The following is an 18,812-nucleotide window of genomic DNA, read 5'->3' on the forward strand; positions in this document are numbered from 1 at the left end:
CCCGGTCGGGGGGATCACGACTCGAACTTGTATCCCAGACCGCGCACGGTGACCAGGTGGCGGGGCGCCGAGGGGTCCGGCTCGATCTTCGAGCGCAGCCGCTTGACGTGCACGTCCAGGGTCTTGGTGTCGCCGACGTAGTCCGCGCCCCACACCCGGTCGATGAGCTGGCCGCGGGTGAGCACCCGGCCCACGTTGCGCAGCAGGTACTCCAGCAGGTCGAACTCCTTCAGCGGCAGGCTGACCTCGGCGCCGTCGACGGTGACCACGTGCCGCTCGACGTCCAGCCGCACCGGGCCCGCCTCCAGGACCTGCGGCAGCAGCTCCTCGGACTCGCCGCCGCGGCGCAGCACCGCGCGGATGCGGGCGATCAGCTCGCGCGCCGAGTAGGGCTTGGTGACGTAGTCGTCCGCGCCCAGCTCCAGGCCGACCACCTTGTCGATCTCGCTGTCCCGCGCCGTGACCATGATCACGGGCACGGCCGAGCGCTGGCGCAGCTGCCTGCACACGTCGGTGCCGCTCATGCCGGGCAGCATCAGGTCCAGCAGCACGATGTCGGCGCCGTTGCGGTCGAACTCCTCCAGCGCCTCCTGCCCGGTGGCCGCCAGCGCGGCGGTGAAGCCCTCCTTGCGCAGCAGGAAGGCCAGCGGATCGGCGAACGACTCCTCGTCCTCCACGATCAGCACCCTGGTCACAGCTCTCCTCCGAGGGGGGTCGCCGCCAGCTCCTGCTGGGCGGGGTCGGGAGTCGGCGCGTCCCGGTCCGGGTGCGCCGGGATGCGCAGCGTGAAGGTCGAGCCGGTGCCCGGCAGGCTCCACAGCTTGACCTCGCCGCCGTGGTTGGCGGCCACGTGCTTGACGATGGCCAGGCCGAGGCCGGTGCCCCCGGTGGCCCGCGAGCGGGCCTTGTCGACCCGGTAGAAGCGCTCGAACACCCGCGTCTGCTGGTCCTCGGCGATGCCGATGCCGCGGTCGGTGACCGCGATCTCCACGAACCCGTCGACCAGCTTGCGGCTGACCGTGACCGGGCTGCCCGGCGGCGAGTAGGCCACCGCGTTGTCCAGCAGGTTGCTCAGCGCGGTGACCAGCAGCGTCCGGTCGCCCTCCACCTGCAGACCGCTGGGCTCGTCGGTGGTGATCTCGATGTCGGCGCTCTCGGCGGCCAGCTTGGAGCGGCCCAGCGCCTCGGTGACCACCACGTCCACGTCCACGGTGTCGAGCACGGGCAGCTTCTCCGCGCCCTGCAGGCGGGACAGCGCGATCAGCTCGGTGACCAGGGTGCCCAGCCGGGTGGCCTCCTGCATGATCTTGGCGCTGAACCGGCGGACCTCCTCCCGGTCGTCGGCGGCGTCCAGCACCGCCTCGGCCAGCAGCGCCAGCGCGCCCACCGGGGTCTTGAGCTCGTGGCTGACGTTGGCCACGAAGTCGCGCCGGGTGGCCTCCAGGCGGACCGCCTCGGACTCGTCCGAGGCGGCCACCACCACGAAGTTCTCCACCAGCACCCGGACCTCGGCGTGCACCGCCTCCGGCTGGCGCCCCTTGACCTCCAGCGGCGACAGGTCCACCTGGACCAGGCCGCCGTCGCGCCGGGCCAGCTCGGCGGCCCGGCGGGCCCGGTCGTCGACCCGGTTGTTGCGCACCACGCCGAGCTCCTCGGCGCGCGGGTTGTGCAGCACGACGTCGCCGAAGCCGTTGAGCACCGCGATCCCGTCGTGGGAGGACTGCACCACCATGCCCATCAGGTCGGCCACGGTCAGCCCGGCGGGCCGGTCCGCGCGGCGGCGCGCGGTCGTCCGGCCCGCGAAGAACGCCCCGGCGCCGATCAGCAGGACGCCGATCGACGCGACGAGGTAACCCCATGCGGTCACGGGCGCATCGTAAGCAGCTCAGACCCGGTGGGGCCTAGCCCGCTCGCGTGGTTCGTGATGCCTGCGACACCACAACGGGCACATGTTCTCCCGCCGGACGACCGCCGTTCACCCACTCGTGTCCAATTGAGTCAGGTCCTGATCGGACAGCCGCAATTCGCGGGCCAACAGGTTCTCCTCCAGGTGACGGACCGACGACGTGCCGGGGATGAGCAGCACGTTGGGTGACCGCTGGAGCAGCCACGCGAGGGCGACCTGCCGCTCGGTGGCGCCGTGCCGCGCGGCCACCTCCGCCAGGGCCGCGTGCTGGAGCGGGCCGAAGCCGCCCAGCGGGAAGAACGGCACGTAGGCGATCCCCTCCTCGGCGGTGTGGTCCACCAGCTCGGAGTCCCGCCGGTCGGCGATGTTGAACATGTTCTGCACGCAGACCACCGGTGCGATCGCCCTGGCCTGGTCCAGCTGCGCGCGGGTGGCGTTGCTCAGGCCCAGGTGCTCGACCAGGCCCTGCTCGCGCAGTTCCGCCAGCGCGGTGAACTCGCGCTCGATGTCGCGCTCCCTCGGCCCCTCGGCCGGGTCCAGGCGCAGGTTGACCACCTGGAGGCGGTCCAGGCCCAGGTTGCGCAGGTTGTCGTGGACGGCGTCGCGCAGCTGCCTCGGCTCGTGCGCGGGCACCCACGCCTTGTCCGGGGTCCGCAGGAAGCCGATCTTGGTGACGATCACCAGGTTCTCGGGGTAGGGGTGCAGCGCCTCCTTGATGAGCTGGTTGACCACGTGCGGGCCGTAGAAGTCGCTGGTGTCGAGGTGGTCCACGCCCAGCTCGACGGCCCGCCGCAGGACCGCCTTGGCGTTGTCCGGGTCGGCGGGCGGGCCGTAGACGCCGGGACCGGCCAGCTGCATCGCGCCGTAGCCGACGCGGTTCAGGTTCAGCATGGCGTCGACGATCGCGCCCCGGCGGTCGGCGGCGCTCGGATTGGCAGTTAGCTGCCATGCTCGGCGGCATGGACACCGTGACCGTCGTGCGCGGCGAGGCGGAGCTGTTCGAGCGCACCGCGCACCTGTTCGCGTCCACCACCGACCTGGCGTGCGCCGCCAACGCGCTGAGCGCGTGGGTGCACGCCAACCCCCACGCCCGCGCCCTGGGGCGGAGGCCGGGGGTGCGGATGCGCAAGCTGTTCCGGCTAAGCGCCCTGCTCGACCCGCACTGGGGCGAGCACGCGCGGCTGGTCGCCTCGCACGGCGCGCACGTGCGGATCAGCGCGCACGAGGTGAACGAGACGATCGTGTTCGACGGGCGGGTGGCGATCCTGGCGGGCGACCAGTCGCACGGGCCGCGCGGCTACAGCGTGATCACCCAGCCCGAGGTGGTGCACGGCATCAGCTCGCTGTTCGAGGCCGCGTGGCGGGCGGGCACGGAACTGGCCGTGCACGAGGCGGGGATGGACGAGCTGCGGCCGTTCGTGCCGGTGGTCCTCGACGCGCTCAACCAGGGCTGGACCGACGAGACGGCGGCCCGGCGGCTGGACATGTCGCTGCGCACCTACCGCCGCCGCGTGGCGGAGCTGATGACCGCGCTGGGCGCGTCCTCCCGCTTCCAGGCGGGCGCCCGCGCCCGCGACCTCGGCCTGATCTGACGTCTGCAAGTACTACCCGTGCCACCCGCGCGGGCATTCAACTACTACCCGAGCCGGGGCGGCCGGGTAGTAGTTACCGGCCACCCCGGACGGGTCGGGTAGTACTTGCAGACGTGGTCAGCGGCCCTGGTTGGCGACGGCCTTGATGGCGTCCGCGGCGGCATCCGGGTCCAGGTAGGTGCCACCCGCCGTGACCGGCTTCAGCGACTCGTCCAGGTCGTAGCGCAGCGGGATGCCGGTCGGGATGTTCAGCCCCGCGATGGCCTCGTCCGAGATCCCGTCCAGGTGCTTGACCAGCGCGCGCAGCGAGTTGCCGTGCGCGGCCACCAGCACCGTCCGACCGGCCCGCAGGTCCGGGACGATCGCCGACTCCCAGTACGGGACCATCCGCTTCACCACGTCCAGCAGGCACTCGGTCAGCGGCATCTGCGCACCCAGGTCCGCGTAGCGCGCGTCGGCGTCCTGGCTGTACTCGCTGCCCGGCTCGATGGGCGGCGGCGGGGTGTCGTAGGAGCGGCGCCAGAGCATGAACTGCTCCTCGCCGAACTGCTCCAGCGTCTGCTTCTTGTTCTTGCCCTGCAACGCGCCGTAGTGCCGCTCGTTGAGCCGCCAGTCGCGGCGCACCGGGATCCAGTGCCGGTCGGCGGCGTCCAGGGCCAGGTTCGCCGTCGAGATCGCGCGGCGCAGCAGCGAGGTGTGCACCACGTCGGGCAGCAGGCCCGCCTCGCGCAGCAGCACACCGCCGCGCTGGGCCTCCCGCACGCCCTTCTCCGACAGGGGGACGTCCACCCAACCGGTGAACAGGTTCTCCGCGTTCCACACGCTCTCGCCGTGGCGGAGCAGCACCAGGGTTCCGACAGCCATGCGGTCAGCCTGCCAGATGACGCCGGATCGCTCGCGACGCCGGGGCTGAATCGGTGTAGAACCGCACCGGACCCGCTGCTCGCGAAGGAGGACTCCGTGGCCGTCACCTGGGACTTGGCCGTCGACTGCGCCCACCCCGCCGAACTGGCGGCGTTCTGGGCGCAGGCGCTGGGCTACGTCGAGCAGCCGCCGCCCGGCGGCGCGGCCAGTTGGGCGGAGTGGTTCACCGCCCGCGGCGTGCCCGAGTCCAAGTGGGGCGACGTCGCGTTCCTGGCCGACCCGGACGGGCGCGGGCCGCGCATCTCGTTCATGCGGGTGCCGGAGGCCAAGGTGGTGAAGAACCGGCTGCACCTGGACGTCCAGGTCGGCGGCGGCCGGGAGACGCCGTGGGAGGTGCGCTGGCCGCGCGTCCTCGAAGCCGTCGAACGCCTCGTCGCGGCGGGTGGCGCGGTCATCCGCCAGTACGACATGGGCGGCAAGGGCGGGTGGCGCGGTCATCCGCCAGTACGACATGGGCGGCAAGCCCGACCGCGTGCTGATGGCCGATCCGGAGGGCAACGAGTTCTGCGTGATCTGACCGCTCACCGCCGCTCTTCGTCGGGGTGCGCCATGGCCCGCTCCACGGCCGCCTGGTCGCGTGCGACGGCGGCCGCGGTCCGGTCGTCCTCGGCGGCGTGCCGGTCGCGCGCGGCGGCCTCCCGGTCGTGGGCCGCCGAACGCCGGTCGCGCATCGCGGTGTTCCAGCCTGCGGAGACGGAGGCCAGGTAGTCCCGCATCGCCTTCCGGTCGGCCGCGTCCGCCTCGTGGTCGGGCCGCCCACGGGCGTCGGCGGCCCGCAGGCGCTCGGACACGGCGGCGAGCTCGGCCAGCGCGCTCTCGTGCATGGCCTCGGCGATCTCGTCGCCGTCCTCGGCGGCGTGGTCCCGCGCCTCGGCCGACCGGTCCCTCCGGTCCGCCGCCTGGTCGCGCGCCTCCGCCGCCCGGTCCCGCGTCTCGGCGGGCCGGTCCCGCATGACGGCGAACCGGTCCCGCTCGGACGTGTCATCGCTCCACCCGGCCATACCCCATGGTGGCACCGACCGACGGGCTGGCGACCAGGCCGTTCGCCCGATGGGCCGTACTCGTTCAGTCCACGGCCCTGGTGACCCGCAGCCCCTGGCTCTCCGCCCACCCCACGATCGCGGACGTGGCCCCGCTCGTCGGCTCGGGCAGCGACCACCGCCCCGGCCCGACGCCGTGCTCGGCGTGCTGCGCGCGGGTCTCCGCCGCCGCCTCGCGGCTCAGCCCCGGCAGGTCCACCTCGCCCCGCCACCAGCGCAGCAGCACGGAGGTCAGCGGTCCGGGTAGCTCCCGGATGCCGTCGGTGTGACGCGGCCAGACCACCACGGGCCACTCGTCGGGCGCGCCCTCGGTGACCCAGCCGAGCTGGTCGCCGTCGATGGTGTCGGCGCAGAAGAGCATGCCGCCCGGCTCGGGGAACATCGGGCGGGGGCAGGCGTCGGGGTGCTTGAGGTGGAAGCGCTGGAAACCGGGGGCGCTGCGCCGCCACGCGTCCAGCAGCCCGCCCCTCGGGGCGAGCGGATCGGGGAAGCGCAGCCAGCCCTGCGCGCCGGGCGGGCTCGCGCCGTAGGCGCGCATCAGCGCCGCGTAGTCCGAAGGCAGCGCGGTGCCCAGCGCCTCGTGCAGCTCTTCCCAGGTCAGCGAGCCTAAGCCGACGTCGTCGGGCGGCGGGACCAGGTCTTTCAACTCGGCCAGTGGATCTCCGGTCATGATCGCAACTTAGCGCCGAGAGGACGTCCGCGTTGGGCCGTTCGCCGGACCTGCCCCTATGGACAGGGATGACGGGCGCACCGGAGGGGCGGCCGTGCGACGCCGCGAACGGCGGGGTCCCGACGGCGACGACCGCCAGGACCCCACCCGCGAACGGCCCAAGGGAACCGTTGGAACCGGGATCACAGGGTCTCGCGCGCCCGCAGGTCCTTGCGCAGGATCTTCCCCGAGGCCGACTTCGGGATCGCCTCGATGAACTCCACCACGCGCACCTTCTTGTGCGGCGCGACCCGCTCCGCCACGAACGACATCACGCCCGTCTCGTCCAGCTCCACCCCGGCCTGCCGGACCACGAACGCCTTGGGCACCTCCTCGCCGTCCTGGTCGCGCACGCCCACCACGGCCGCGTCGGCGATCTGCGGGTGGGTCAGCAGCACGGCTTCCAGCTCGGCGGGCGGCACCTGGTAGCCCTTGTACTTGATCAGCTCCTTGACCCGGTCGACGATGCTCACGTAGCCGTTCTCGTCGATGGTGGCCACGTCGCCGGTGTGCAGCCAGCCCTCGTCGTCCAGGGTGGCGGCGGTGGCTTCGGGGTTGTTCAGGTAGCCCTTCATCACGTTCGGCCCCCGGCACCACAGCTCGCCGCGCTCGCCGACGCCGACGTCCTGGCCGGTGGCGGGGTCGATGAGGCGGCACTCCATGTTGGGCACGATGACGCCGACGGTGCCGACGGGGATCTCCGGCATGGAGTCGGGGATGGTGTGGCTGACCGGGCTCATCTCGGTCATGCCGTAGCCCTGCGCGACGCGGCAGCCCAGGCGCTCGCGCACGACTTCGGCCAGGTCCGCGTCCAGCGGCGCGGCACCGGAGAACAGGACTTCCAGCGGGGACAGGTCGTACTGGTCGACCAGCGGGTGCTTGGCCAGCGCCACGGCCACCGGGGGCGCGATGTAGACGCGGTTGGTGCGGTGCTCGGCGATGACGCGCAGGAACTCGGCGAGGTCGAACTTGGGCAGGGTGACCACGCGCGCGCCGACGTTGAGGCCCATGTTCATGAGCACCTGCATCCCGTAGATGTGGAAGAACGGGAGCACGGCGAGGATGCGGGTGTCCTGGTGCACGTCGAGCATGGGCATGCACTGCACGACGTTGGCGACCAGGTTGCGGTGGGTGAGCATGACGCCCTTGGCGCGGCCGGTGGTGCCGGAGGAGTAGGGCAGCACGGCCACGTCCTCGGCCGGGTCGATGGTGACCTCGGGGGTGGGCGCGGTGGTGGTGAGCAGCTCGCCGAGGCTGGGGTAGCCCTCGGCGGCGTCGAGCAGGACGACGTCGCGGACGCCCGCCTTCTCCGCGCCCGGCGCCGCGTTGGGCAGCAGGGCGGAGACGGTGAACAGCATCTTCGCGCCCGCGTCGGAGAGCTGGTGGGCGACCTCGTCGGGGGTGTAGAGGGCGTTGATGGTGGTGGCGGTCGCGCCCGCGCGCAGGATGCCGTGGAACACGACGGCGTAGTAGGGCGTGTTGGGGCTGAGGATGCCCACCACGTCGCCCTTGCCGATGCCGCGCTCGGCCAGTGCGGCGGCGGTGCGGTCGATGGCGCCCGCGAGTTGCGCGTAGGTCATGGCGGCGCCGGTCATGCCGTCCACGAGCGCGGTGCGGTCCGCCCGTTCCCCCAGGTCGGCGAACAACAGCTCGTGCAGCGGAACGTCCGGGACCTCGACGTCGGGGAACGGACTGCGGAAGACCATGCCTTGCCTCATTCGCTCGGCGGCTGTGATCACGCCATCGTGAGTCACGCCACAGTGGAGGTCAAGGCACTCCAGGTGTCCGGGCAGGCGTTACTCATCCGGAGCAAGAACACTCGAACGGAGTAGTAACGGCTCTTGTGGTGATCAATACCGATCTGCCAAGTTGGCAGGGCCGAACGGGTCGGCTCCCACGCACTCCGCCGACCCGAGCGGCGAACCCGCGGTGCGCACTCCCCCCGTCGAACCGCGGGCCCGCTCGGATTCCAGGGTTCCCCCCACCCTGATCCACCTCAGCGGGGACTGACGTGGGGCGGCTTGAGCTCGCGACTCCCCCTCTCTCCCAAGCCGCCCCGCGCTCCCCTCGGAGATCACTCCGCGCAGGCGTTCCCCCGAACAGGCGTCAGCCGGTCGTGGCGGCCTTGCGCTTGCGCCGCAGCCACAGCCACACCCCTCCGGGCACGCCGAGCACCACGGCGAACGGCAGCACCGCGCCCAGCGCGGCCAGCAGCAGCGCCGCCACGTCGACCAGCGCGCCCCAGCCGCCCGCCAGCGCCGTCAGGAAGTCCGGGCGGTCCTCCGCCACCGGCCCCGCGGTCGCCTCGGCGCGGCTGATCGAGATCGTCAAGGTGGACAGCGCCACCTGGCCCTTGAGCGCGTCGTAGCGGCGCTGCAGCGACTCCAGCTCGCTCTGCCGCCGGGTCAGCTCGCCCTCGACCTGGGTGATCTCCGCGGTGCTGCCCGCCCGCTCCAGCAGCGCCCGCACCCGGTCCACGCCGGCCCGCTGACTCGCCAGTCGGGCCTCCACGTCGACCACCTGGTCGGTCACGTCCTCGGTGCGCACTTCGCGCCGGGTCACCTCGACGCCGAGCTCGTCGACCGCCTTCAGCGCCGCGTCCAGCCGGTCGGCGGGCACGCGCAGGGTCACCGAGGCGCGGTCGCGCGAGGAGTCCTCCCGCTCGGCGAACCCGCCCTGCGCCGCGCCCACGTCCTTGACCCGCGCCAGCGCGTCCGCCACGTCCCCCGCCCGCAGGTCGACCCTGGCGGTGCGCACCAGCTGCCGGTTCCGCGCGGCGGGGTCCACCTCACCGGCCTTGGCCGAGCCCTGCTCGCGAGCGGGCTGCTCCGGGGCGGACTGTTCCGGGGCGGACCGCGGCGGGGGTTCCGCCACGCGCGCCGCCGCCCCGCTGTCGGCCGTGCCGCCGCTCCCGGCGGTGCACCCCGCCAGCGAGACCAGACCGGCCACGACGACCGCCGCACCCCATCGCCGAACCATGCCGCCTCCCCCTCCCGTGGTCGCGTCACGGCTAGGACGGGAGGGGCGGGCGGGCCAGTTGCCCGGCCGCGATCACGATCAGGACTCGGACACCAGGTGCTGGAACGCCTTCAGGTTGGCCAGCGACTCGCCGCGCGAGACCCGCCAGTCCCACTCGCGCCGGATGGCGTTGGCGAAGCCGATCTCCAGCAGGGTGTTGAAGTCGCCGTCGGCGGCCTCGACGACCTGGCCCAGCACCCGGTCCAGCTCCTCCGGCGTCACCGCGTGCGGGGCGACGCGGCCGACCAGGTAGATGTCGCCCTGCGTGTCGATCGTGTAGTGCACGCCGTAGAGCTTGGCGTTGCGGCGCAGCAGGAAGCGGTAGACCTCCTCGTGCGCCTCGTCGGGCCTGCGGCAGACGAACGCCTCGACCACCACGGCGTGCCTGCCGACCACCACCCAGCAGTTGGTCTGCAGCTTCTTGGTGCCCGGCAGGGTCACGAAGAACTTGCCCGGCTCCTTGCTCTCGTAGGCCAGCTCCCGGTCGTCCAGGGTCGAGCGGATGACGGTGTCCAGGTCGGCGTCCAGGTCCGAGCTCAAGCGAAAACCTCCTCGCGGAACTTCTGCCGCGCCTGCTCGTACCCGGCCAGCAGCGCGTCGGTCGTGCGGTCCCAGGAGAACCTTCGCGCATGTCCGACCGCGTTGCTCGCCAACTCCTCCCGGTAGGCGGGGCGCAGCGCCACCTCGCCCAGCGCGCGCGCCCACGCGGCCGGGTCGTGGCCGTCGACCAGCACGCCGGACACGCCGTCGCGCACCGCCATCGGCAGGCCGCCGACCGCCGCGGCGGCCACCGGCGTGCCGCACGCCTGTGCTTCCAGGGCGACCAGGCCGAACGACTCGTTGTGGCTGGGCACGGCCACCACGTCGGCGGCCCGGTAGACGCGCGCCAGCGCGTCGCCGCCCTGCGGCGGCAGGAACCGCACCACGTCGGACACGCCCAGCTGCGCGGCCAGCTCCACCAGCTTGCGCGGGGTCTCCATGCCGGACCCGGACGGCCCGCCCACGATCAGCACGACCAGCCGGGAGCGCAGCCCCGGATCGCGCACCAGCAGCTCGGCGGCGGCCTTGACCAGCACGTCCGGCGCTTTCAGCGGCTGGATGCGACCCACGAACACGAGCACCGCCGCGTCCGGCCGCAGCCCCAGCGCGGCGCGGGCGGCGGCGCGGTCGCCGGGGGTGAACCGCTCCAGGTCCACGCCCGGCGGCACCACCAGCACCTTGTCCGGGTCGGCGGCGTAGAGCTTGATCAGCTCGCCCGCCTCCACGTCGGTGTTGGCCACCAGCCGGTCGGCCTCGGCGACCACCTGCTCCTCGCCGATGACGCGCATCCTCGGCTCGGGGGTGTCGCACTCGGCCAGCGCCAGGTTCTTGACCTTGGCCAGGGTGTGCGCGGTGTGCACCAGCGGCACCCCCCAGCGCTCCCGCGCCAGCCAGCCGACCTGACCGGACAGCCAGTAGTGCGAGTGCACCACGTCGTAGTGGCCGGGGTCGTGGCGGGCCTCGGCGCGCAGCACGCCCGCGGTGAACGCGCACAGCTGGCCGGGCAGCTCCTCCTTGCCCAGGCCCTCGAACGGCCCGGCGACCACGTGCCGCACCTTCACCCCCGGCGCCAGCTCGGCGACCGGCGGCAGCTCGGAGGAGGTGGCCCTGGTGAAGATCTCGACCTCGACGCCGCGGCGGGCCATCCGGGTCGCGGTCTGCACGATGTAGACGTTCATGCCGCCCGCGTCGCCGGTGCCGGGCTGCTCCAGCGGCGAGGTGTGCACCGAGAGCACCGCCACGCGCTTCACCGGGCGACCTCGCGCGCGAACGCGGCCAGGTCGGCCGTGAACCGCTCGGGGCGCTCCAGGAACGGCGCGTGCCCGACGTCCGGGTAGCGGTGCGACCGCGCTCCGGGGATCAGGGCCGCGGCGTACTCGCCCGCGGCGGGGTCGACCACCTGGTCGGCGGTTCCGTGCAGCACCAGGGTCGGCCGGTCCACCGACCGCAGGACGTCGGCGCTGCCCACGTCGCGGCGGAACAGCTCGCGGCGCACCCAGGGCGGCACCCGCAGCGCGGCGCCGATCATCCGCTGCGCGACGGCTCCGTCCAGGCCGGGGGCCTGGTCGGTGATGAAGCGGGTCAGCGCGGGCACGGCCACCGCCGGGTCCTCCGACAGCGCGTCGGGCAGCGCCCGCCGCATCAGCGGCCCGGTCGCCCCGCCCGGCCGGTCGCGGCCGATCTCGGTGATCGCGCCGACCAGCACCAGCCCGGCGACCGCGGCGGTGCCGTGCACGCGCAGGTAGTCGGTGACCACCAGGCCGCCGTAGGACCAGCCGACCAGCACGGCGGGTCCGCCGACGCGGTCGAGCACGGCCTTGAGGTCCGCCGCCCACGCGGCCGGGTCGCGGTAGCCGTCCTCGGTGACCTCGGAGTCGCCGTGGCCGCGCAGGTCCGGCGCGGTGGCGCGGAACGGCGGGACGGCGAGCTGGTGGGTCCACACCTCCCCGGACTGGGCCCACCCGTGGACCAGGACCACGGCGGGACCGTCGCCGCCGGACTCGCGGAGCGACAGCCGCACGCCCTCGGCGGTGAGGAGAGATGTCTGCACGACCTACCTCAACGCGCCGAGGGCACCAACGCTTCCCTTATGGGCAGGTGATCCCGTCAACCCCTTGCCGTTGGTCGGGTCAGAGGGCGGACATGGTCTGCCACTGGGACCACGGGATCTGCCAGTCGTACCAGTCGTACTGCGGCGGCAGCGTGGTGATCGAGCCGGTCACCTCGACCGGGTCGCCCACCAGCGCGCTGTCGTAGTACGCCTTGGCGTCGGCCTCCAGCAGGTTGGCGCAGCCGTGGGAGGTGTTGTTCCGGCCGATGTTGGCCGCGTTGTCGTTGTTCTCGTGGATGAACTCGCCGTGGTTGGAGAACCGCACGGCCCACTTCTTCAGCACGTTGGTGTAGCCGTAGCGGGGGTTGTCGAAGCTGAACTGCTCGTTCTTCTGCATCACCACGAACGTGCCGTTCGGCGTGGTCAGCTCCGAGTCGTCGTCCTTGCCGAAGCTGGCCGGGTAGGTGGCCACGGTCGCCCCGTCGCGCTGCACCACGAGCTGGTGCGACGGCGTGTGGATCTTCACGACCTGGTTGCGGCCGATGGTGAAGTCGCTGGTGACGTCGGCACGGCCGTACGCGCCGTTGCCGTAGTGGACGCCGTAGAGCTTGGCCTCCACGCGCACCTGGGTGTTGGCGGGCCAGTAGGTCTCCGGCCGGTAGTGCACCTCGCGCGAGTTCAGCCAGGCCCACCTGCCCTGCACGTTGGCCGAGTTGGTGACGCTGAGCGCCTTCTCCGCCGCGGCCCGGTCGGCCACGTCGGCCTCGAACTTGATCATGATCGGCATGGCGACGCCGACGGTCTGGTTGTCGTCGGGGAACAGCGTCGCGCGCACCTGGCTGGCCGGGGTCACCGTGGTGAACGCGCCGGTCAGCTCGACGGGCTTGCCGTCGGCGCCGGTGGCGCGGCCGGAGTAGGTGTAGCTCTTGCCGAAGCCCAGCGGTTCGGTGCTCGACCACGACTTCTTGTCCTCGGCGACCGCGCCCGCGACGGCCTTGCCCTCCGAGTTGGTCAGGCTGACCTGGTCGATGGTGCCGTCGGTCACGGTGACCTGGACCGGCACGTTGACCGGAACGTCCTTCGCGCCGTCCGCCGGCGCGGTGGTGACCTTCGCCGCGGGCGGGGCGTCCCCGCCGACCGGCGCGGGGCTGCCCGCTTCGCCGTTCGCCGAGCACCCCGCCAGCAGCGCACCGCCGAGCAGCAGAACCACCAATTTCCTGCGCACGTTGTCGACCTCCCGACCAAGAGACGTGCTGAACGACGACCGGTGCGGGTGAGCCCTGTCACACGCCTAGGATCGCGGCGTGAACCGTCCCACCGCAGTCGTCACCGGGGCCAGCGCGGGAATCGGTGAAGCCACCGCCCGCAGGCTCGCCGCCGAGGGTTTCCACGTCGTGCTCGGCGCACGACGCCTGGACCGAATCAAGGCTATCGCCGCCGAGATCGACGCAACCGCGATCGAGTTGGACGTCACCGACGCGCGGTCCGTGACGGAATTCGTCGCCGCGATCGACGGCGCCCGCGTGCTGGTCAACAACGCGGGCGGCGCGCGCGGCCTGGACCCCGTGCTGGAGGCCGACGAGGAGCAGTGGCGGTGGATGTGGGAGACCAACGTGCTGGGCACGCTGCGGGTCACCAAGGCCCTGCTGCCCGCGCTGATCGCCTCCGGTGACGGGCACGTGGTCACGGTCACCTCGATCGCCGCGTTCGAGGCCTACGACAACGGCTCCGGCTACACCTCCGCCAAGCACGCGCAGTCCGCGCTGCACCGCACCCTGCGCGGCGAGCTGCTGGGGCAGCCGGTGCGGATCACCGAGGTGCTGCCCGGCATGGTGGAGACCGACTTCTCGGTCAACCGGTTCGACGGCGACGCCGAGCGCGCCGCCGCGGTCTACCAGGGCGTGACGCCGCTGACCGCCGACGACGTCGCGGACGTGATCGCCTTCGCGGTGACCCGCCCCTCCCACGTGAACCTGGACCAGATCGTGCTCAAGCCCCGCGCCCAAGCGTCTGCGAGTCGGGTGCACCGGGGGTGAGCACGTCCACGTCGAGCTGGTCGAGCACCGGCCCGATGGGATTGGCGAACACCCGCGAGGCCGAACCCGCGCAGTAGAGGCCGACCACGCGGTTGGCGTCGTCGAGCAGCACCGCGCCGGAGTCGCCGTGGTCGCCGAAGCGCGCGGTCTCCACCCGGATCTGGTCGTGCAGCGTGCGCACGCCGATGCCCACGCCGAAGTCGAGCGTGATCGCCGCGTCCGTGGAGGCCACCACGCCCTCGGTGAGCCCGGTGGTGCGCCCGCGCTTGCGCACCCTGGCGCCCACCCGCGCCTCGGCGTGCCCGGTCACCGGGCCCAGGTCGACCACCTCGGGCCGCACGTGCCGGGTGTGCAGCAGCAGCGCGGCGGCGTCCACCCGGCTGGACAGCGCCGCGCGGGCCAGCGAGCCCACCCGGTCGCGCACCGGGTGCCCGCCGTCCACCCTGGACGGGTGCACCATCGGGTCGCCGACCGCCCACGCGTCGTCCACACAGGCCACGTGGAACGCGGTCAGCGCCATGACCTGGCAGTTGCCGCGCGGCCGGACCAGCGCGCCCAGGGTGCCCGCGACCAGGTAGTCGTCGGCGGTGGGCACGTCCGGCGGCACGAACCGGATGGCCCGGCTGGGCCCGACGCCGATGCCGCCCACCACCGGGTCGTGCCGCTCCGCGCCGGACACGCCGCCCGGCGAGGCCAGCGTGTGGTGCGGCACGAAGACGTCCTCCACCACGTCGGTGGGCACGCCCAGCACGTCCGGCGGCACGCCGAACCGGCCCGCGCCGCGCTTCTCGGTCACGTAGACGACGATGGCGAGCCTGCCGGTGGGCTCACCGCCCGCGACCTTCTCCCCGATGTCGACTCCGACGACTCCCGGCCTGCTCAGGAAGTCGTCCTCGACCAGCTGCTTGACCGGTCTGATCGATGCTCTCTCGTGGTCGGGATGGGCCATGACGACCTCCGCGGGAATCCCTCAACTCCATGAAACGCGCGGAGTGAGGATTCGTCACACCGAGTCACCCGAACGGCCGTTCGGATTGCGGGTAACGACCCGGCGGTAGGTTCGCTACAGCTCGCAGCCCACCAGCACCGGTTCCGGGTGCAGCTCGACGCCGAACGCCCCGCGCACGCCGTCGCGCACCTCGCGGGCCAGGTCCAGCAGGTCCTCCGTGGACGCCCCGCCCCGGTTGGTCAGCGCCAGGGTGTGCTTGGTGGACAGCGACACCCGCCCGCCCGGCCCCCGGTGGCCGCGGCCGAAGCCCGCCCGCTCGATCAGCCACGCCGCCGACAGCTTGCGGTACCCCGGCCCGGCCGGGTAGGTCGGCACGTCCACGTGCCTGCCCAGCCGCTCGGCGATGCGGATCAGCACGCCCGCCAGCGTCGACTCGTCCAGCATCGGGTTGGTGAAGAACGAGCCCGCGCTCCAGGTGTCATGGTCGGCCGCGTCCAGCACCATGCCCTTGCCCCGGCGCAGCTCCAGCACGGCCTCGCGGGCGGCGTCGGCGGGCACCCGCGCGCCCTGCGCCACGCCCAGCACGCGGGCCAGCTCGGCGTAGCGGATCGGCGCGGACTGGCCGCCGGAGGTCAGCGCGAACCGGGCGCGCAGCACCACCGCCCGGTCGGTGCCCTTGAGCACGCTGGTCCGGTAGGCCAGGCCCAGCTCCTCGGCGGGCATCTGGCGGACCCGGCCGGTGCGCCGGTCCAGCAGGTCCACAGAGGTCAGCACCTGCGAGATCTCCACGCCGTACGCGCCGACGTTCTGCACCGGCGTCGCGCCGACCAGGCCGGGGATGCCGGACAGGCACTCCAGGCCGCCCAGGCCCTGCGCCACCGCCTCGGCCACCACCGAGTCCCAGTCCTCGCCCGCCTCGACGGTCAGCTGCACCAGGCCGTCGCCCAGCGGCTCCGCGCTCCGGCCCAGCGTGCCGACCTGCACGACGGTGCCGGGGAAGCCCGCGTCGGACACGACCAGGTTGGACCCGCCGCCCAGCAGCAGCAGGGGTTCACCGGCGGCGTCCACCTCGCGGACGGCGTCGACCAGCTCGGCGGCCGAGGTGGCGCGCAGGAACCGCGCCGCCGGGCCACCGAGCCGTAGCGTGGTGCGCTCGGCGAGCGGCACGCGGGCGCGCACCTGGGCACTGGACAGCGGGGTGGTCACGGGCGTCAACGGTAGCCTCCGCGACATGGCACGCCGCATCGAGCACCTGACCACGTCGAGTTGGCCCGCGCGGGACGTCTTCGCCGCGCTGGTCGACGAGGACTACCTGCGCGAGCGCCTGGAGGTCCTGGGCGGCAAGGACGCCGCCCTGGAGGCGTACACCTCGGCGGGCGGGACCACGTCCTACCAGCTGCGGCAGGGCCTGTCCGCCGAGCAGCTGCCGTCGATGGCGCGCGGCGTGCTCGGCGGCGACCTGGTCATCCACCGGGCCGAGGCGTGGACCGAGGCGGGCCGCACCGGCACCGCCGAGGTGACCATCGACGGCGTGCCCGGCAGGCTCGACGGCACCCTGACCGTCGCCGACCGGGGCGAGGGCTGCGCGCTGACGCTGACCGGCCAGATCAAGGTGAGCATCCCGCTGGTCGGCGGGAAGATCGAGGCGATGATCGCCGAGCAGGTGGTGAAGCTGCTCGACCGCGAGAACGAGTTCACCTCCGCATGGCTCGCGCGCCACGCCTAGCGGCGGGCCGGGCCCGCGCGCTCGGCCTGCCCACACGGGGCACCACCAACCCCAACCGGCTGCGCCGAGTGGACCGGTGGGTGGTCTCCGCGCACCGCGACCTGCTGCGCGGCTCCCCCCTCGTGGTCGACCTGGGCTACGGGTCGTCGCCGGTGACCACGGTGGAGATGGCCGCGCGGCTGCGCGCGGTGTGCCCGGAGGTCCGGGTGCTCGGGCTGGAGCTGGACACCGAGCGCGTCGAGGCGGGCAAGGCCGTGGCCGACCCGCCGTGGCTGGAGTTCCGGCGCGGCGGGTTCGAGCTGGCCGGGGCCAGGCCGGTGCTGCTGCGGGCGTTCAACGTGCTGCGGCAGTACACCGAGGAGCAGGCCCTGGAGGCGTGGACGACCATGCTCGGCAGGCTCGCGCCCGGCGGGGTGCTGGTCGAGGGCACCTGCGACGAGATCGGCCGCCGGTGCTCGTGGGTGTCGCTGACCGCCGAGGGGCCGCGGACCTTCACCCTGTCGTGCCTGCCCGCCGACCTGGACACCCCCGGCGACCTGGCCGAGCGGCTGCCCAAGGCGCTGATCCACCGCAACGTGCCGGGCGAGCGGGTGCACGCGCTGCTGTCCGAGTTGGACGCCTGCTGGGCCACCGCCGCCCCGTTCGCCCCCTTCGGCCCGCGAGCCCGGTGGGTGGAGGCCGTGCGCCTGCTGTCGGCCCGCTGGCCCGTCCTGGACGACCGCAAGCGCTGGCGCCTGGGCGAGGTCACCGTCCCGTGGGACTCCGTGGCCCCCTGACCATCCCCTACCCTGGTGTCGAAGTTCGGCACCGCGGGTGCCGAGCGAGTCGCAAGGCCAGGTGCACCTGGGGCAGACCGGGACCCTGGCCTTACGCATGTCCTGCGGTCACGGCCAGACGAGACCCACTTCAGCGGTGGCCGACCAGCGGCGCACCGCCGCGTCGACCGACTCGGAAACGCCCTGTTCGGTCCCGCTCGGACTCGCCCACAGGACGCGGTCGGGGAATTCCATTCCCCACGCCTGCACCGTGCCGCTGAGCAATTCGCCCATGTCGTCGCGCTCCAACTCGCACACCGCGAACAGCCTTGGCGCGGCCAGTTCACCGATCACCGCGCGCTCCGCGCCGTCCAGGGTCCAATACCGCGTGTTCTCATCCATGGACGGCAACGTATCGGCTAGCTGCTATCCCAGGGAATTAAACGATCGGGTGATGTCATCCGTCGGCTAGGAACGGCAGACTCGCCGCATCCCCGATCTGGAGGCGACACCTTGGCGACCAAGCCGGACCCCATCGCCCTGCGCAAGAGAATCGGCACGGAATTGAAGAGGCACCGCTACCTGGCCAAGCGCTCGGCCCACGAGGCGGCCGAGGAGCTGGGCTGTTCACGCGGGAAGATCAGCCAGATGGAGATCGGCTTCTACCGGCTCCACTTCCGCGACGTGCGCGACCTCCTGCTGTTCTACGGCGCGCCACCGGAGGAAGTCGAGCGCCTGGTCGGCATGGCGAAGGACTCCGCGCTGCCGAGCTGGTGGGAGCCGTACGCCGAGGTCGTGGAGGACTGGTTCGCGTTCTTCCTCGGGTCCGAGGGCGAGGCCATTCGCGAGTTCAACTACGAGCAGCAGGTCATCCCCGGCCTGCTGCAGACCCCCGAGTACGCCGAGGCCGTGACCGAAGCCAGCAACACCGTGCGCATGAGGGACCGCCAGAAGGTCGTCGACCTGCGGCTGGCCAGGCAGCGGCGACTGCACGAGGACGAGCCGCTGGCCCTGACCGCAGTGGTCGAGGAGACCGCCCTGCGCCGCCCGATCGGCAGCCCCGCGGTGCGACGCGCGCAACTGGAACACCTGCTGATCATGGGCGAGCTGCCCAACGTAGGCGTGCAGGTGATCCTGACCGAGGTCGGCGCGCACTCGGGCATGGCCGCCAACAACTTCATCGTGCTGGAGTTCGCCGACTACAACCCCGGCGTCTACTTGGAACACCCGCCCGTGGTCGGCGCTCGCTACGACGTGGAGGCCCCGGAACTGGCGTCCACCTATATGATGATCGCGAAAGAACTTCAGACCAAGGCACTGGACGAACACCGCTCGGCCGAGTTCATCAGGAAGCTGATCGCCCAACTGAAGTAGCGGAGGACACCATGACGCCCACCCCGATGACCTGGCGCAAATCCAGCCGCAGCCAGAACCAGGGCGCTTGCGTCGAATGCGCAGTCACCACCACCCGCGTCGGCGTCCGCGACTCCAAGAACCCCACCCCCACCCTGGACTTCCCCCGCTCCACCTGGACGGATTTCCTCCGCGCACAGCGCTGACCACCCGA

At 72.7% G+C, this 18,812-nt stretch carries 23 protein-coding genes and 1 pseudogene; 8 read left to right on the forward strand and 16 right to left on the reverse strand.

The genetic code is table 11. From position 1 onward, the window contains the following. Positions 1 to 14 precede the first annotated feature (14 nt). The 3 genes from JOF41_RS28485 to JOF41_RS28495 all read right to left on the reverse strand — a co-directional run bounded on the left by JOF41_RS28485 (position 15) and on the right by JOF41_RS28495 (position 2,797). Positions 15 to 695: a response regulator gene (locus tag JOF41_RS28485; protein WP_189224018.1), complete on the reverse strand. Its 681-nt coding sequence runs from the start codon at positions 693 to 695 to the stop codon at positions 15 to 17. Then, positions 692 to 1,867: a sensor histidine kinase gene (locus JOF41_RS28490; RefSeq protein ID WP_372448499.1), complete on the reverse strand. Its 1,176-nt coding sequence runs from the start codon at positions 1,865 to 1,867 to the stop codon at positions 692 to 694. Before JOF41_RS28490 ends, JOF41_RS28485 begins: the two co-directional genes overlap by 4 nt. Before the next feature lie 108 nt (positions 1,868 to 1,975). Beyond that, positions 1,976 to 2,797: an oxidoreductase gene (locus JOF41_RS28495; protein WP_209623148.1), complete on the reverse strand. Its 822-nt coding sequence runs from the start codon at positions 2,795 to 2,797 to the stop codon at positions 1,976 to 1,978. Positions 2,798 to 2,865: 68 nt separating this feature from the next. On the opposite strand from JOF41_RS28495, the gene JOF41_RS28500 reads away from it, so the two are divergent. Further along, the gene (locus JOF41_RS28500) at positions 2,866 to 3,498 is read left to right on the forward strand and encodes a helix-turn-helix domain-containing protein (protein WP_209623149.1); all 633 of its coding nucleotides are present in this window, start codon (positions 2,866 to 2,868) and stop codon (positions 3,496 to 3,498) included. A gap of 117 nt (positions 3,499 to 3,615) precedes the next feature. On the opposite strand, the gene JOF41_RS28505 is transcribed toward JOF41_RS28500, so the two are convergent. Next, complete coding sequence (locus JOF41_RS28505) at positions 3,616 to 4,362, reverse strand: phosphoglyceromutase (protein WP_209623151.1); 747 nt, start codon at positions 4,360 to 4,362, stop codon at positions 3,616 to 3,618. A 96-nt stretch (positions 4,363 to 4,458) separates the two neighbouring features. Here JOF41_RS28505 and JOF41_RS38815 point away from each other — a divergent pair. Beyond that, positions 4,459 to 4,608 (forward strand): annotated as a pseudogene (locus tag JOF41_RS38815) (VOC family protein); the annotation flags it as partial. Here JOF41_RS38815 and JOF41_RS38820 read toward each other — a convergent pair. After that, a complete protein-coding gene (locus JOF41_RS38820) occupies positions 4,536 to 4,817 on the reverse strand; it encodes a hypothetical protein (RefSeq protein WP_307867553.1) in 282 nt (93 codons plus the stop codon). The pseudogene JOF41_RS38815 and the gene JOF41_RS38820 overlap by 73 nt on opposite strands. On the opposite strand from JOF41_RS38820, the gene JOF41_RS38415 reads away from it, so the two are divergent. Next, positions 4,805 to 4,939 (forward strand): VOC family protein, encoded by a 135-nt coding sequence (locus JOF41_RS38415; RefSeq protein WP_307867554.1) that lies wholly within the window; start codon positions 4,805 to 4,807, stop codon positions 4,937 to 4,939. The genes JOF41_RS38820 and JOF41_RS38415 overlap by 13 nt on opposite strands. Positions 4,940 to 4,943: 4 nt before the next feature. Here JOF41_RS38415 and JOF41_RS28515 read toward each other — a convergent pair whose 3' ends face one another. The 8 genes from JOF41_RS28515 to JOF41_RS28550 form a co-directional block, all read right to left on the reverse strand. After that, complete coding sequence (locus JOF41_RS28515) at positions 4,944 to 5,423, reverse strand: hypothetical protein (protein WP_209623153.1); 480 nt, start codon at positions 5,421 to 5,423, stop codon at positions 4,944 to 4,946. Positions 5,424 to 5,487: 64 nt separating this feature from the next. Next, positions 5,488 to 6,132 carry an SMI1/KNR4 family protein gene (locus tag JOF41_RS28520; protein WP_209623155.1) on the reverse strand — a complete coding sequence of 215 codons (645 nt, stop codon included), beginning with the start codon at positions 6,130 to 6,132 and terminating at the stop codon, positions 5,488 to 5,490. Between the two features lie 182 nt (positions 6,133 to 6,314). Next, a complete protein-coding gene (locus JOF41_RS28525) occupies positions 6,315 to 7,877 on the reverse strand; it encodes a 4-coumarate--CoA ligase family protein (RefSeq protein WP_209623156.1) in 1,563 nt (520 codons plus the stop codon). Positions 7,878 to 8,277: 400 nt separating this feature from the next. Continuing rightward, positions 8,278 to 9,150, reverse strand: a complete 873-nt coding sequence (locus JOF41_RS28530; RefSeq protein WP_209623158.1) for a DUF4349 domain-containing protein — start codon at positions 9,148 to 9,150, stop codon at positions 8,278 to 8,280. Positions 9,151 to 9,228: 78 nt separating this feature from the next. Next, a complete protein-coding gene (locus JOF41_RS28535; protein WP_189224008.1) occupies positions 9,229 to 9,729 on the reverse strand; it encodes a type III secretion system chaperone family protein in 501 nt (166 codons plus the stop codon). Further along, positions 9,726 to 10,979 (reverse strand): D-inositol-3-phosphate glycosyltransferase, encoded by a 1,254-nt coding sequence (gene mshA / locus JOF41_RS28540; protein ID WP_209623160.1) that lies wholly within the window; start codon positions 10,977 to 10,979, stop codon positions 9,726 to 9,728. The genes JOF41_RS28535 and mshA overlap by 4 nt, the downstream gene beginning before the upstream one ends. Continuing rightward, positions 10,976 to 11,779, reverse strand: coding sequence for an alpha/beta fold hydrolase (locus JOF41_RS28545; protein WP_209623162.1), 804 nt, complete (start codon positions 11,777 to 11,779; stop codon positions 10,976 to 10,978). Before JOF41_RS28545 ends, mshA begins: the two co-directional genes overlap by 4 nt. A gap of 79 nt (positions 11,780 to 11,858) precedes the next feature. Continuing rightward, on the reverse strand, positions 11,859 to 13,004 hold the full coding sequence (locus JOF41_RS28550; protein ID WP_209623164.1) for a L,D-transpeptidase: 1,146 nt from the start codon (positions 13,002 to 13,004) through the stop codon (positions 11,859 to 11,861). A 79-nt stretch (positions 13,005 to 13,083) separates the two neighbouring features. On the opposite strand from JOF41_RS28550, the gene JOF41_RS28555 reads away from it, so the two are divergent. Next, positions 13,084 to 13,815 carry an SDR family NAD(P)-dependent oxidoreductase gene (locus JOF41_RS28555; RefSeq protein WP_209623166.1) on the forward strand — a complete coding sequence of 244 codons (732 nt, stop codon included), beginning with the start codon at positions 13,084 to 13,086 and terminating at the stop codon, positions 13,813 to 13,815. On the opposite strand, the gene JOF41_RS28560 is transcribed toward JOF41_RS28555, so the two are convergent. Together JOF41_RS28560 and JOF41_RS28565 are read right to left on the reverse strand one after the other, a co-directional pair. After that, the gene (locus tag JOF41_RS28560; protein WP_209623168.1) at positions 13,769 to 14,764 is read right to left on the reverse strand and encodes a chymotrypsin family serine protease; all 996 of its coding nucleotides are present in this window, start codon (positions 14,762 to 14,764) and stop codon (positions 13,769 to 13,771) included. The genes JOF41_RS28555 and JOF41_RS28560 overlap by 47 nt on opposite strands. Positions 14,765 to 14,878: 114 nt before the next feature. Then, positions 14,879 to 16,009 carry a UDP-N-acetylmuramate dehydrogenase gene (locus JOF41_RS28565; RefSeq protein WP_189224003.1) on the reverse strand — a complete coding sequence of 377 codons (1,131 nt, stop codon included), beginning with the start codon at positions 16,007 to 16,009 and terminating at the stop codon, positions 14,879 to 14,881. Here JOF41_RS28565 and JOF41_RS28570 point away from each other — a divergent pair. Together JOF41_RS28570 and JOF41_RS28575 are read left to right on the forward strand one after the other, a co-directional pair. Continuing rightward, entirely contained in the window at positions 15,996 to 16,490 is a 495-nt protein-coding gene (locus JOF41_RS28570) for a DUF2505 domain-containing protein (RefSeq protein WP_189224002.1), read from the forward strand. The two genes, JOF41_RS28565 and JOF41_RS28570, sit on opposite strands and share 14 nt — an antisense overlap. Next, complete coding sequence (locus JOF41_RS28575; protein ID WP_209623171.1) at positions 16,469 to 17,266, forward strand: class I SAM-dependent methyltransferase; 798 nt, start codon at positions 16,469 to 16,471, stop codon at positions 17,264 to 17,266. The genes JOF41_RS28570 and JOF41_RS28575 overlap by 22 nt, the downstream gene beginning before the upstream one ends. Before the next feature lie 108 nt (positions 17,267 to 17,374). Here JOF41_RS28575 and JOF41_RS28580 read toward each other — a convergent pair whose 3' ends face one another. Further along, positions 17,375 to 17,647, reverse strand: coding sequence for a hypothetical protein (locus JOF41_RS28580; RefSeq protein ID WP_209623173.1), 273 nt, complete (start codon positions 17,645 to 17,647; stop codon positions 17,375 to 17,377). A gap of 111 nt (positions 17,648 to 17,758) precedes the next feature. Here JOF41_RS28580 and JOF41_RS28585 point away from each other — a divergent pair, with 111 nt between their 5' ends. Together JOF41_RS28585 and JOF41_RS28590 are read left to right on the forward strand one after the other, a co-directional pair. Then, positions 17,759 to 18,619 carry a helix-turn-helix domain-containing protein gene (locus JOF41_RS28585; protein WP_189223999.1) on the forward strand — a complete coding sequence of 287 codons (861 nt, stop codon included), beginning with the start codon at positions 17,759 to 17,761 and terminating at the stop codon, positions 18,617 to 18,619. An 11-nt stretch (positions 18,620 to 18,630) separates the two neighbouring features. Then, positions 18,631 to 18,804 carry a DUF397 domain-containing protein gene (locus JOF41_RS28590; protein ID WP_209623174.1) on the forward strand — a complete coding sequence of 58 codons (174 nt, stop codon included), beginning with the start codon at positions 18,631 to 18,633 and terminating at the stop codon, positions 18,802 to 18,804. The last annotated feature ends 8 nt before the right edge of the window (positions 18,805 to 18,812 follow it).

Source organism: Saccharothrix coeruleofusca, from assembly GCF_017876325.1.
In the GTDB taxonomy this organism is placed as follows: domain Bacteria; phylum Actinomycetota; class Actinomycetes; order Mycobacteriales; family Pseudonocardiaceae; genus Actinosynnema; species Actinosynnema coeruleofuscum.